We start from the raw sequence: 13,725 nt of genomic DNA on the forward strand, positions 1-13,725 counted from the left end.
GGGTTGCGAAAAAAAAATTAAAGAATTGTTAACACTTAGTATTCGCATCCTAAAATTCAACTTTCTTACAGCAATGGGTCTTTACGGGATTTAGTATAACATCCCTTTTAATGTCAGTCATTAAGCATCTTTTTCCAATACAATACCCCATTATTATCCACCCCAAACACAAAAAAAGAGACATCCATACATGGATGTCTCCCTACTATATATAGTACAGAAAAGTTAAATTATTACCTTACTTTCATAGCTAATTCAATAATACGGGCACGCATCTGCGGATCGGAATTCAAATTGGCATACATATTCTCGATCGGCTGCTTGTTATCTTTGTATGATTTCTCGTGCTTCATCGTCACATGTGACCATTCAATTAACGCATTCTCGGCAACGGTGAGCTCATTGAATGCATCATGAAAGCCTGTCTCTACTACAAGCCCTTCCATAACCTCTTGCGTAACCTCTTGCAGCTTCTGAGTTTCTTCGATCTTCTTCTCTAAAACTTTCGCTCTATCCTCAAATTTCGTCTTTGCTTTCATATAATCCAGTTGAGCTTTCGATAATAACGGTTTCATGTGCATATTCACCCTTTTGCAAAAAATGTCTATTACTCTGTTATTGTATCCTAATCTCTGAATAATTACAAAAAGATGTAATTGGTAATTACAGATTGTCCCTGTATTACTAATGTACACAATGAGAATACCCGCCTGTAAGCTCACGCTCACAAGCGGGTATCCAGATTCATACTAGCTTAAGTTCTTAGGGAAGATCTTAGTGCTCTTCAGAAGCAGTGCAACTGCGATCTTACCAGCTTCAGCACGAGTAAGTGTACCCTTAGGGTTGAACGCATACGTCGGCTTTTTCTGGCCAGCAACCGTTTGAGGGCTGCCGCTCATAATCTTAGCTTTATTTACCGCATCAATGGACGGCATCGAGTAACCATCCATGGTGCCTGAGTCAGTAAAGGCTTTAGCAAGTGTTGCCTTTAGCTTATCGTCATTCGTAGCTGTCTTCAGCTTCAAAGCTCTTGCGATCATAACTGCAGCTTGCTCTCTAGTCAAAGGTTGGTCCGGACCGAAGAATCCATCGCTAAGACCTGTGACAATACCCGCTCTTGCGGCTGTCTCCAAATGTTCAAAGTCCCAGGTTGGTGCTTTGACCGTTGGCTTGATATCGAAGAACGTTTGTTGATTGTTGTCATAATTCAGCGGCAGGTTGAGCCCCTTAACAATCAGAGTAGCAAATTCACCACGGGTAGTGCGGTCATCTGCACCAAACGCATCTGAGCGCAGGTTGTTCATAATCCCTTTGGCATAGAGTCCATTCAGGTAGTTACGCGCCCACGGGTGATTCGTAATATCGTTATAACCGAGACGAAGCTTCATGACTGTGTAATAACCGAACTCATCGAATGGTACGGAGATGGTATGAGATTTCATGTCTACTTCCCCGCCAATGTTCTCCCATACGCCTTGATCGGTATAACGGAATGCTGTGATCGTCGAACCTACTTCATCTACAATGTTCTTATTGAAGCCAATCTTCATCGTACCGCGGCTAGAAGGCACAATCTTGCGTTCTGCTTCAAACTTGGTGAACTGACCTTCCAGTGAGTAAGGAGCCAGACCATTCGTCGCCGGCTTGTAACCCGACGTTCCCAGATCACCTTTCTCGCCTACACCTCCGCTTACCCAGAAAATATCGGATACACGGCTGAAGTTGCTTGTATTGGCATTGGATGTGAATTTAAGCAGCAGCAAATCGTCGAGCGCTACGCTTGGGAATCCACTTACAACCCCTGTGTTCGGAATCCCGAGCAGGTTGCCATAGTCATTACGGCGTTCTACGACGCCATCCTTTGGATCAGCGATACCAAACAGCAATTTGGTGTTCGGATAGAATTTCGTCACACTGTTCCCGTCTGGGTTAGCAGTCTTCATGACAGTACCTTTAGGGAAAGAAAGGTCTAATGACTTGTTAAACACACTGTACTTTGTGGCTACCTTCTCAGCCATGAACTGAGAATCCACTGCGACTGTACCTGTATAATACACTGTAATTGTATCGTTAATGGTAGCACCGCTGCGTACGATCTGAATCTTGATGGTTGTTGCTTTATCCGGCTTCAGTCCTACATAGTCATACAAGAAACGGTTCCCTGTTCCAAGGTCAGGACGCTTGGTTGCTTCATCCTTACCGATAATAACTTTAGTCGCACCTTCTGCTTCAATATCAAAGTGAATGAAGTTCTTGTTCACAATGTACTGCTTGCCAACCGTTGGCTGTGGAGCAAGGATACGATAAGGAGATACCTCACGCACAACCTCTAGACGCTGGTTAGCACGTGCCCCTGTAGCATTAATCATCTCCAAGTTGTATACATGGCTGCCTGGAGCATCAAAGGCAATATTACGAATACGAAGGATGAAGTCATCCTTATTTCCCGAGAAATCATAAGTGTAAGTAGTTCCTTTGTAAGAGAACGTTCCCGGTGCTTTCAATACTTTAGGATCACCCAAGAGACTATCTGTGGTAGAGCTAAAGAATAAGTCTGTTCCCAGGTTCAGGTTCAGGACAGTTGCTCCGCTGCCTCTAAGCACCAAATCGTATTTCTGCTGAGTTGTTGTATATTTCCCATCTGCAAACACAAACTCAGGGGATGGTGCAAAAATGTTAGTAATATCGTTATCTCCAGCAACATCCTTGGTGAACGGTGTGCGTGTATCCAAGGCTGCGTTCGGAAGAAACGCATCTATCTTAGAGATATTTTTATCAATAATGTAGATATGCAGTTCCTTGGTGACTACCCGCTTATTCCCCGCTCCATCCATGGACGTTCCTGAGAAGACAATTTTGTTATCTCCGTAGAAGAGAGGGCCTGAAGCTGTAATGTTCAGATCCAGTGCAAAAGAAACATTCGTGCTGTTCACTCCGAGTAAAGTATCTGCTCCATCGGTGCCGGTGGCAGCCCCGGAGTTCAGAGTTGTTCCCGCTATCCCGTTCACAAAGTACTCGGCATTAGAGATATTCTCAAAACCGATATACTTACCGCTAATCGGAAGTTTGTTCGTTGTACGGGAATCAAATTCAAAAGTCTGTCCATCAGTCAGATTATCAATGTAAATGTAGTTCTTGGACACATAAGAGATGTCTGCGTTATACCATGAGCTGGATCCATTATATTGGAAGCGAACCTTCTGCTGTCCATTTGAGAACCCAGTTACCTGATAGACCTCTTGATTAGCTGATAATCCTGCTACCGTAGCTTTCGTCAAGGTAACCTGCTTGGTTCCCAGCGGCAAATAATTAGCTATTAGTGTTTGGGTAGGTGTAGTATTCGACTCCACCAGGATGAAGAAATCCTGAGCATCGACATTCGCTCCATTTAGCGGCAGCTTGGTAGCTTTGGTGATGTCATCCCCTACTTTAAACTTCTCCAGATACTTCATGTCCGTAATTACGGTATCGCCAGGCAAGTAGCGGAATGTAGCCGGATAAGCTGCAGTAAGTGTACCGTATGTTACGGCGACTGTAGCCTTCTGCTCTGTAAGTACTTGAGCTGGGGAACCTGAATCAGTCTGAAGATTGTAAGGAACATTGGTTCTGAACTTAACCAGACGATAGGCTGGAGTAATTCCATCTGGACCTGGAATGATCTTCTCATCACTCGCAGTACCGACATTGCCATCATCCTTAATGATATCAAAGGAAAGCTGGGTTCCCCCATTAACGGTAATAACTGCTTTATCTTTGAAAGCGTCAGATACATAAGGAACCAGGACCTGCCCAGAAATGATACCTGTTGTAACGCCTGTATCCTTCGTGAAGGTAGGCTTGGTGTCGAGGATCGGGAGCGTCTCTGTTCCTACCGTCGCTTGCAGATCTGTGAACGGCTGTGTTTTATCAAAGAAGTACACGGTACGTGCAATAGCTACAGCGTCTGATCCGTTCTGGATCGACACCTTCAGGTCATTCTGCCCCGACTTAAGGTTAAGTGTTGGAGAGAAGAACGTACCATCCTGAAGAACTGTGGCTACAAGTGCCGTACCTCCATTTACGGATACGGTGACTTTATTGGTGTTCTGGGCCACCCCTTGAAGAGTAACGGTCTTACTGTCTACAACCACCTGAGTACCTTCATTCAGAAGAATCGCTCCTTGGCTGCTTCCATAAATCTTCAAGGAATCAACATAAGGCACTTTATCATATAGCACATAGAAAATGTCGGAACGCTCAATACTTCCCTGCATTCCTGTGAAGGTAATTCTGTTGAAGCCCGCGAAGAGTCCCAAGTTATTCGCAGAGAACTTCTGAAGATTCACGGGATCTGCAGTAACGGAGCTTGTGGTAAAATGAGTGCCATCCGGTACCCAGCGAACCCCGCCGCCGACTACAGGCTCGGATACCAGCTGCTCAACCTTAACCTTCATCGTATCTTTGGCGACATATGAGAAGGTACCGCCAATCGTTAACGCTGAATTATTGGTTGCATATACATTGCTTCGGTTAATCTGCTGAGCTCCTGGCTCAGTTGTAAGCAAAGCCGTCTGACGTATCCCGCTCGAATCCGGAATGAAATAAGTAGCCGCCGATGAGGTAGCTGCAGTTGCTATTCCGGTCAAACCCGCCGGTAGCAAAGAAACAATCATTGTCAACAACATAAGCCATACTAACGGCTTCTTCACGCGCTGCATGTATGAATCTCTCCTTTTTGAAGTCAGTTATCTTATTTATCGGACAGGTACGCGTGATTGTGAAGAATACACGAGAATAAAATCCAGATTATTGGGATTTTGCCTCCAATATGGATGCTTCATCTTCCAGCGCTTCTATCTCCAAACACAAAAAGTCCCGCAGCACCTAGGTGCAGCGAGACTTTGTTAGTCATTATAAGATTTCGAATCAATCCGAGCCTCGTTCCGTGCTCTCCTTCATTCTCAGCCTTGCGATGAAGTTAAGAACAGGACGCTTTGTCTTGCCAATCAAGCCGATGACTTCTGCACCGATCTGCAGGAAGAAGACCATGATACAGATAACCACGAAGGTGACCCAGTTGGCCGAGTAAAGCGCGGCCGAGGACTGAATGATAGCAAGCACCCCGAAGAATGCAGCAATTCCGTAAATGATCAGGACAGTCTGGCGGTGGCTGAAGCCCAGCTCACGCAGACAGTGGTGAAGGTGTCCTTTATCCGGCGAGAAGATTGGCTTCTTCTGCATCCAGCGGCGCACGATGGCAAACATGGTATCCGACAAAGGTACGCCAATCAGAATCAGCGGCGTCAGGAACGACACGATAGCAACCTGCTTGAATCCCAGCAAGGATAACAGTGCCAAGCTGAATCCAAGGAATAACGACCCGGAATCACCCATGAAGATCTTGGCCGGATGAAAGTTAAAGTACAGGAAGCCCAAGATACTGCCCAGCAGCAGAAGGCAAAGCACGGCTGTGATCTCATTTCCCATAATAAAGGCCATTACCGCAATGGTACCGATCGCAATCGCCGATACACCTGCAGCAAGTCCGTCGAGTCCATCGATCAGATTGATCGCATTCGTTACACCGACAATCCAGAGAATGGTGAACGGAATCGACATCCATGTCTCCACCGAGGAGTACGTGTGAAACGGAATATTAGCGAATTCAATCTTAATATCAAATCCAAACACTACAACACATGCCGTAGCAATTTGAATAAGTAGTTTTAATTTGGCAGACAGATCAAAGCGATCGTCCAAAGCACCTAGTAATACAATCATAGTTCCACCGACTAGAAAAGCTCCCACAAAGTCGAGGTCTCTGGAAGAGATATAACTATCCGGGATAAAAGGAAGTAGCGCGACTAATCCGATAACGAAAGATAAATAAATGCCTAGTCCACCGAGCCTCGGCATAACTCTGGTATGCACCTTACGTGCATTTGGAACATCAACTACGCCAACCTTAATCGCGAATTTCTTCACCAGCGGCGTCAAGCCGAGTGCCAGAACGAGCGAGACGATAAACCCGATGATATAGATCATCAACATGTCAATTTCAACCCCCATTTTATCTACCGAATGAATTATACTCCGAATGCGAACAAACTACCAACTCTGTTTTTCAGCAAAATTCCGCTAATTTTCAGAGGATTCCGCCTATTTATCGTACTTTCGTGAGGTTTTCTCCCTCACGCAGCACTTTGACGGTGAATTTCGGCAGCGCAAGCATTCTTCGAATCCTTGTAGGTTCGCGGAGAAGACGGTAGAACCACTCCAGATGCATCTTCTGCATGAATTTCGGTGCCCGTTGGGTCCGCCCTGATATAACATCAAAGCTTCCTCCAACTCCCATAATTACAGGAACACCGAGCTGATTCTTATATTTGGCTATCCATGGCTCTTGTGTATCCGCCCCACGGGCTACGAACAACAGATCCGGCTTAGCCTTCACAATTTCACCAACAACTTCAAGGTCCTCCTGAGGACCAAAATATCCATCGCGGGTGCCCACGATCTTCACTCTCGGATACTGCAATTGTAACCGTGCGGATGCTTCCTGAATCACTTCAGGCGCTGCGCCGAGCAGAAATACTTTCCAGCCCAGCTGCTCGCCCTGTTTCATCAGTTCGTGGAGCAGGTCGAATCCCGCCACACGTTCGGTTACAGGCTGGCCGCCCTTCCGTGCAGCCCATACGACTCCAGTTCCGTCAGGTACAATCAGATCCGCTTGCTGCATCATGCTCTTATATTCAGGGTTCTCCAGTGCGGCCATCACCATGATCGGGTTAGCCGTGATAATCTGGTGTGGCTGTCCGGTCTGTACGACTTCCGTCAAATACTTAACGGTATCCTCCATTCCCCACTTGCAGACTGGAATGCCAAACACAGAGACCGTAGGCACAATTGCCGGCTGCTTCATGTTGATTCACCCTCTGTTCCTGTAAAATTCAGCAATCCGCTCCGCCGGACGGCGGGCTTCCTGCTTCAATGTATCGATTCGGGATGCATTCCGGCTCCGCCAGGACGCACCCTCCAGCAGCAGTCCCCGAAGCTCGGATGCCACAATCTGTGGATCAAGCTGCTCGCTTGTTCCCACGGGAACGGAGCCCAGTCGGGCCAGAAAATGATCAATCTTCGGATCATAGGAAATGCCTAGCAGCGGAACCTGCTGGGAAGCCGCATAAATCAAGCTGTGCAGCCTCATTCCTATGAGCGCCTGACAGCGGCTGACTTCGGCCAGCATTTCCTGCGGATTCACCGTTTCAGGCGCCACGCTGATGACGCTGCCCTTCGCAGTCACGCCCTCCATCCGGTCAATGACAAAGCGAGAAGCTTCGTCATCCCCCGGAAGGTGGAAGGGCAGAAAGCGGAAGTGGACCGGCATCAGCGAGGCCAAGGCCGCAAGACCCGCAGCAAGCTGCGTGAGCTCCTTCCGCTCCGCATTCCAGTAACGCACGGAAATGCCGATGATCGGCAGATCCTTAGCGGACTGATCAGGGTGACCCGCCAGACTAATACCCTCCGGCAGAGGAAGACCCATAACCGGGTCAGGTACAACCTCGACCTTGTCCCGGCTTAGTCCCATCGTTCCAAGCAGCTGTGCAGATTCATTGTCACGAACGGAGACATAGCTGCATTTGCGGAAGATTCCTTTTATAAAAGGATGGAATATCCCATGGTTCACGGGTCCGATACCTTGTGCGTAGATGAAGGTGGGCTTCCGAAGCCACTGCGCTATCTTTATGATGCCCAAATAATAGGGAATCGTGGTCATGCCGGTAGCATCTTGAAGCAGACTTCCACCGCCGCTGATCAGACCATCGCTATCCTTCAAGGCCCGGCGCACCTCTCCAAGCTTCATGCGATGTACTGACTTTACACCATACATGGATGTAGTCCATTCCGGGTCGATAGATAGAACGACGGGTTCTATTCTAATCCCTGCCCGTGCGCCTTCTTCTTCCAGTGCAGTCAGAATCGATTTGAGCACCGCCTCGTCCCCACTGTTGCGGAAGCCGTAATAACCTGAGATGACTAGTCTTTTAACAGACGGGGTGACCATTGTGTCCAGCACCTTTCAACGATAGTCCATACTCCAACGGCAATAAGTCCAATGATAATACCAAAGCCCATGCCCAGCAGTCCGCGGATCAAGGAGATCAGGACTGGAGAATGAATGTGAGCAAAGGTATCGACCATAGATAACTGACCGATCGAGGCAATAATCAGCACATAGATCAGCTTAGGGAAACGCAGAGCTGCGAACACACCCATAATGAACAGCGGGTGGAAAGCAAGGAATTCCTTGTTTCTAGGACGTACTCCGATCGTATTCTCTAGGAATGAACGGAATTCAGCCTCACCGGGCAGAAGACTGCCCGAGTTCCCTGTCCGGGAAAGGTAGTAGAGCCCTACAGCGCCCAAGATAACTGCACAAGCCACCCACAGTACGGTGATTGGCATACGAAGCCATCTGCGGAGTTCACTGTACACGGATTTCCCTTGATATAAGAAGACATACAATGCAACCAGGAATACCGGAACCACATGCAGCAGGCTGACACCGCGGAACTGGTTCAAGACCAGAGCATAAGTAATATTGTTCAGCAGCGCGATCACGAAAGGCACTGCACATAATGACAATAACGAGGTCTTAATGAACAGCACCAGACTGTGAGTCAATCGGCGGCCTGATGACATTAAATAGTTCGCACGTTGAGTCTCCTGTACCTTCTTAATGGCAAGCAGCATGGCAATAGTTGGAGCGCTAATGGCTACAAGCAGAGACAGCATTTGCTCCAGCAGCTCCTGCTTGTGAATGACGAACAGTCCGGCACAGCCAAGAAGGCCGATAATCAGAGCTGCCAGTGTCAGCGAAGGCAGGAAGTAGGAGACCAGAATGCTGACGAAAGCTACACCGCCCAGTACAACCAATGCTTTCAGCATTTTATCCCAAGTATGGGAAGTCACCGTGAAGGCTTCTGCCTGTCCAAGGTGGTAGCCGTCCTTCTCGATCCGCTTGATCGCATTTCCCGGTTCGCCCAGGGTCTGAACGATGTTATCCACCGAGTCTGTGATTGTAGACTTCGACATATCCTTGCTAGGCATACTATTGATATAGATCATGCGGATCTTCCGATCCTTGACAGCCAAAGCAAACCGGTCAGCAAGCGTGTCCGTATCCAGCTTGGCATCCTTATCGCTTAAGGAATATAGACGTACTACATTGTAATTAAGATCGTAAGCCAGCTTGTTAAAGCCTGCCTGAGGCTTCTTGAGACCTTCTATGGTTACAATCCCCAGTCCGTGCGCTTTGAGCGAGTCGGCAAAAGCCTTCAAGCTCTTCTTCTCCGGATCATCAGTAAATCCCTTCACTGCATCCCCTTCAAACAGAATGTGCTTCACATTGTTCTCCTGGAACATGGTCAGCATCTTGTCTACTGCCGTCTGATCGTATGGCATACTGTCACTCATACGCGGGAGAATATTAAATCCTTTATCTCGCAGCATCTTCATGGCAATCGGGTCAGGAGCAAAAGATTTGATTAGAGCATTTGCCATAGACGTATTAATGCGGATAGCTGTCTCGCCTGGTTCCCAGCTCCAAGGAGCCACATCGATATCAAACGTGTTGAATGTATCTTCAATTAAAGGCTGAAAAGTACGGGCATTCTCCTCATTCGTAAAAACGACATAAGTCTGATTCTCGGTTGCCGCACTCGATAGGGGCAGCTTCTTCATGTTGATCAGATCCTGAGTGCTGTATACCATCACACGGTGTGATCTGGACAACTCGTCGAGATTGCTTTCAAACATCGCGATCGTGCTGACACCAGCTCCTTGCAGCTTATCAAGCTGTTCATTCAGATATGCTTCCGGGTTAGGCTGATAATAAGAACTTTCCAGCAAACTGCGATAATTGAAAATAAGCTCCACGTTCTTGGCTGTCTGCTCGGTCTGAATACGGCCATAGATTAGCGGTAATGAAGCTACCATACCTACTACGACCAGAATCCATAGCCACTTGCGGGACACCTTATTCCACTTCTGCCATCTTTGATACACGAAGGTACCTCCTCATGAATAAACTCCGAAGCCCCTAACCCCAGCCCATAAGCGAGAGCATCCAGAGACTTCGGAATATTAAGTAAAAACGTTATTTCATTATTACATCCAAATGTGAATTAAGCGTCAACTCTTGCCATAACCTCATCCTGCAATTTACCAAGTGTACTCAGTGATTCCTCATTGGAAGAGCCCTGCACGGCAAAATACACTTTTATCTTCGGCTCTGTACCCGATGGGCGCAAGCAGAACCATGATCCGTCTTCGAGAATAAACTTAAGTACATTCTCTTTAGGGAAACCGTAGAGCCCCTTGGAATAGTCCTCAATTTCTTTCACCTTAATGCCTGCAACTTCCTGAGGAGCATGATCCCGCCAGTCCGTCATGAGAGACTGAATCTTGGCTACGCCATCCTTACCCTTAAGCGTACGGGAGACCAGAGACTCGCGGTAGTAACCGAACTGTTGATACAGCTCTTCAAGGACATCAAACAGAGTTTTCCCTTGTGTCTTGTAGTATGCCGCAGCCTCAGCAATTAAAGTCGAGGCCACAATCGCATCTTTGTCACGGGCATAGTTACCAGCCAGATATCCGTAGCTTTCTTCATATCCGAATAGGAAAGTATGGTCTCCGGACTGTTCGAATTGATTCATCATTTCACCGATATATTTAAAGCCTGTCAGCGTGTTGAAGACCGAAACTCCATAGTGGCGGGCGATCACGGCACCCAATTCACTGGTTACGATAGTCTTAACTACAGCCCCGTTAGCCGGGAGTTTACCGCTGGCCTCCAGCTGGCTAAGCAGATAATGTACCAGAATGGAACCCGACTGGTTACCGGTCAGGATCTGATATTCTCCATCCGCATCCTTGACCACGGCGCCCATACGGTCTGCATCCGGATCTGTTCCCATGAGCAGATCTGCGCCTACTTTCTTCCCAAGCTCAATAGCCAGGGTAAAAGCCTCACGCTCCTCCGGATTCGGAGATTTCACCGTAGAGAATTCTGCATCCGGCTGCTCCTGCTCTGCTACAATGTGGACCTGCGTGAAGCCCAGCTTATCAAGCACGCGGCGAACCGGAATATTACCTGTTCCGTGAAGAGGAGTATAGACAATGACCACATCTTTACCCGCACCGGAGGCCAGCATTTCAGGGTTCACACTGGTAGCAGCAACCGTATCCACGAAGGCTTCATCTTCCGCATCTCCCAGCCAGACCAGCAACCCCTTGGCTTCTGCTTCTTCCTGGGTAAGGCGTTTCACCTGTGCAAAAGAAGACACCTGCTGGATCAAATCAATCACTTCCTCAGCTTCATGAGGAACAAGCTGTCCGCCGGAAGCATTGTATACCTTATATCCGTTATATTCTGGCGGGTTATGACTCGCTGTGATTACGATGCCCCCAGTAGCTTTAAGCGAACGCACGGAAAAAGACAGCTGCGGAGTCGGACGAAGCGAACGGAACAGCTTCGCCGTAATTCCATTCCCAGCCAGCACCAGCGCAGCTTCCAGAGCGAACTCCGGCGAGAAGTGCCGAGAGTCATGAGCAATCACTACAGAAGGCTGGCCCTCCGCTTGGGACTTGCTGTGGACATCCAGAATGTACTGGGCGAATCCTTGGGTTGCTTTGCCCACAGTATACCGGTTAATCCGGTTGCTTCCTGCACCAATCACACCCCGAAGTCCACCTGTACCAAATTCAAGGTCTCTATAGAAGCGGTCTTCCAGCTCAGCTGGGCTGCTGTCCAGCGAGCGAAGCTCCTGTTTGGTCTCTTCATCAATCGAAGCATCCTGCAGCCAAGCCTGAACCTTATCTTGAATTGTCTGATTGATCTCGCTCATTGTCTCTACTCCCATTCTGTTATTAGATTATTTCAATTCTCCATCCGAAAGGGCGAACATGATCTCGCCTTCTGCTACCAGCTTATCTCCTACTTTAGCTGTAGCGCGGCCTTTGCCGATTGAACCCTTCAGACGTATAATCTCAACTTCTAACCGTAGGGTATCCCCCGGGAATACCATATCACGGAAGCGGAATCCATCAAGTCCTGCAAGGAATCCGATTTTGCCTTTATTGCTCTCCATGCTAAGCATAGCGGCCGCTCCTACTTGAGCCAAAGCCTCTGTAATAAGAACCCCTGGCATAACTGGATACCCTGGGAAGTGCCCTTGGAAGAAAGGCTCATTAATGGTTACGTTCTTAATTCCTACAGCCCGCTTTCCCTCTTCCATCTCGATAATGCGGTCTACCAGTAGGAACGGGTAGCGGTGAGGAATAATGTCTTGAATCTGCCTATTGTCTAACATAATTATGTACTGCCCCTTTCTTATTTGCCCACACACCGGGTAATTGTATTTAAACGGAAAAATCCGTATAAAAACAAATGGCCAAGGCCACACTGTAATTATCCTTCGTCTCTGCAGATGCGAAGGTTCAGATAAGGGGTTTATTCGCAGGGCCGCTGAACAGCTGTCCTACGGATAGAACCCTTTTGCTTTTGCTGCAAAGTTATTGGCTGCCTAGTGCGAATATTCCTCCAACAATTATACCTTCTCCCTGCTCAAAAATAAAACTCCCGCTTACGCGGGAGTGCTTGCGATTATTTTACACAAGAATTCCCGTATAAGCGGGAGTTGTTACCTTTAAGGAGCAAAAACCAAATCATAGACGTGACGCCAAGTACTCCACTGGAAGACCTCGCTCAAGCTTTGCTTCCCGAGCACGACATATCCTACAATCATACCGCCAAAGAGCGCCAGAAAAAGGATAAACAGGAGCAGAAGAATGAACAGGCTTCTGCGCAGAGCAGGCCGCTTGGCTGCCGGTTTACTCTCTTGACTCATTAATGCTTCCACCTATCCACGCAAATTGTTCGCCAGATTAGTCATTGTATCACTTGATGTCAAGGCACGTGCTGAAAGCTGATACGCCCGCTGCACCTGCAGCATCTCCGACATTTCTGTCGCCAAATCCACATTGGATTGTTCTAGCGCGCCTTGACGAAGAGATGCCTGTTGATTCTGTGGAAGCGTATCATTACTCGCAAGAACGTCTGCCTCACTGGCGCCTGCTGTAAGAACAAACAAATTATCCGCCCTTTGTTCAAGAGCCTCAGGCCGCTGAGGAGATACCAGTTGAACCTGCCCCAGGTTCGCAGTCGTTTGGCCCAAAGTTGCTTTAATATTGCCGTAAGCATCGATCTGAAGCTTGGATCCGGCAGGAACAGTGATAGGCGCATTATTCTTATCTAGTACATAGTATCCCTGGCTAGTAACTAAATATGCCAATTTGTTATCTTTGGGATCCGGCTGGATATGGAAGTCACCTTCTCTGGTCCAAGCCTTCTGGCCGTTCGCCTGTACCGCGAACAATCCGTTACCTTGAATCGCAAGATCGGTGTCATTCCCTGTATCCTTGATCGCTCCCTGGGAATAATCGCGGGAGACACTCGTCATTCTCGAGCCAAATCCCACGTTCACCCCAAGCGGAGTGGCTCTACCTGTCCGGCCCATCCCGGATTCCTGCTTCACAATACTGGTAAGGGTATCCTCAAAGGTAGCCCCCTTACTCTTATACCCAACCGTATTTACATTCGCAATATTATCTGCAAGCAGATCCAGACGCTGCTGGATTCCAGCCATGGAGACTGCGGAACTAATCATGGAGTTGTTCATT

The 13,725-nt window shown here is 47.9% G+C and carries 10 protein-coding genes; all 10 read right to left on the minus strand.

Annotated features, from left to right (window positions below; all coding sequences use genetic code 11):
- Positions 1-233 precede the first annotated feature (233 nt).
- Positions 234-575 (minus strand): hypothetical protein, encoded by a 342-nt coding sequence (locus EJP77_RS06465; protein ID WP_127198405.1) that lies wholly within the window; start codon positions 573-575, stop codon positions 234-236.
- A gap of 174 nt (positions 576-749) precedes the next feature.
- Positions 750-4,697 carry an S-layer homology domain-containing protein gene (locus tag EJP77_RS06470; RefSeq protein WP_127198406.1) on the minus strand — a complete coding sequence of 1,316 codons (3,948 nt, stop codon included), beginning with the start codon at positions 4,695-4,697 and terminating at the stop codon, positions 750-752.
- Positions 4,698-4,905: 208 nt separating this feature from the next.
- Positions 4,906-6,030 (minus strand): glycosyltransferase family 4 protein, encoded by a 1,125-nt coding sequence (locus EJP77_RS06475; protein ID WP_127198407.1) that lies wholly within the window; start codon positions 6,028-6,030, stop codon positions 4,906-4,908.
- A 112-nt stretch (positions 6,031-6,142) separates the two neighbouring features.
- Positions 6,143-6,901 (minus strand): WecB/TagA/CpsF family glycosyltransferase, encoded by a 759-nt coding sequence (locus EJP77_RS06480; RefSeq protein ID WP_127198408.1) that lies wholly within the window; start codon positions 6,899-6,901, stop codon positions 6,143-6,145.
- 6 nt (positions 6,902-6,907) lie between these two features.
- Positions 6,908-8,044 carry a polysaccharide pyruvyl transferase CsaB gene (csaB, locus tag EJP77_RS06485; RefSeq protein ID WP_127198409.1) on the minus strand — a complete coding sequence of 379 codons (1,137 nt, stop codon included), beginning with the start codon at positions 8,042-8,044 and terminating at the stop codon, positions 6,908-6,910.
- Complete coding sequence (locus EJP77_RS06490) at positions 8,017-10,047, minus strand: DUF5693 family protein (protein ID WP_127198410.1); 2,031 nt, start codon at positions 10,045-10,047, stop codon at positions 8,017-8,019. Before EJP77_RS06490 ends, csaB begins: the two co-directional genes overlap by 28 nt.
- Positions 10,048-10,166: 119 nt before the next feature.
- Positions 10,167-11,891, minus strand: coding sequence for a phospho-sugar mutase (locus EJP77_RS06495; protein ID WP_127198411.1), 1,725 nt, complete (start codon positions 11,889-11,891; stop codon positions 10,167-10,169).
- Between the two features lie 27 nt (positions 11,892-11,918).
- Positions 11,919-12,356: a 3-hydroxyacyl-ACP dehydratase FabZ gene (gene fabZ, locus EJP77_RS06500; RefSeq protein ID WP_127198412.1), complete on the minus strand. Its 438-nt coding sequence runs from the start codon at positions 12,354-12,356 to the stop codon at positions 11,919-11,921.
- Positions 12,357-12,692: 336 nt separating this feature from the next.
- Complete coding sequence (locus EJP77_RS06505) at positions 12,693-12,893, minus strand: DNA-directed RNA polymerase subunit beta (protein ID WP_127198413.1); 201 nt, start codon at positions 12,891-12,893, stop codon at positions 12,693-12,695.
- 12 nt (positions 12,894-12,905) lie between these two features.
- Complete coding sequence (locus tag EJP77_RS06510; RefSeq protein WP_127198414.1) at positions 12,906-13,724, minus strand: flagellar hook-basal body protein; 819 nt, start codon at positions 13,722-13,724, stop codon at positions 12,906-12,908.
- Position 13,725 lies beyond the last annotated feature (1 nt).

It is taken from the genome of Paenibacillus zeisoli (assembly GCF_003994465.1).
GTDB lineage: Bacteria > Bacillota > Bacilli > Paenibacillales > Paenibacillaceae > Fontibacillus > Fontibacillus zeisoli.

Coding starts and splice junctions, on each gene's coding strand:
- fabZ (WP_127198412.1), bottom strand. CDS start 12,356: ATGTTAGACAATAGGCAGATTCAAGACATTATTCCTCACCGCTACCCG.
- EJP77_RS06510 (WP_127198414.1), bottom strand. CDS start 13,724: ATGAACAACTCCATGATTAGTTCCGCAGTCTCCATGGCTGGAATCCAG.
- EJP77_RS06465 (WP_127198405.1), bottom strand. CDS start 575: ATGAAACCGTTATTATCGAAAGCTCAACTGGATTATATGAAAGCAAAG.
- EJP77_RS06495 (WP_127198411.1), bottom strand. CDS start 11,891: ATGAGCGAGATCAATCAGACAATTCAAGATAAGGTTCAGGCTTGGCTG.
- EJP77_RS06480 (WP_127198408.1), bottom strand. CDS start 6,901: ATGAAGCAGCCGGCAATTGTGCCTACGGTCTCTGTGTTTGGCATTCCA.
- EJP77_RS06475 (WP_127198407.1), bottom strand. CDS start 6,030: ATGTTGATGATCTATATCATCGGGTTTATCGTCTCGCTCGTTCTGGCA.
- csaB (WP_127198409.1), bottom strand. CDS start 8,044: ATGGTCACCCCGTCTGTTAAAAGACTAGTCATCTCAGGTTATTACGGC.
- EJP77_RS06505 (WP_127198413.1), bottom strand. CDS start 12,893: ATGAGTCAAGAGAGTAAACCGGCAGCCAAGCGGCCTGCTCTGCGCAGA.
- EJP77_RS06470 (WP_127198406.1), bottom strand. CDS start 4,697: ATGCAGCGCGTGAAGAAGCCGTTAGTATGGCTTATGTTGTTGACAATG.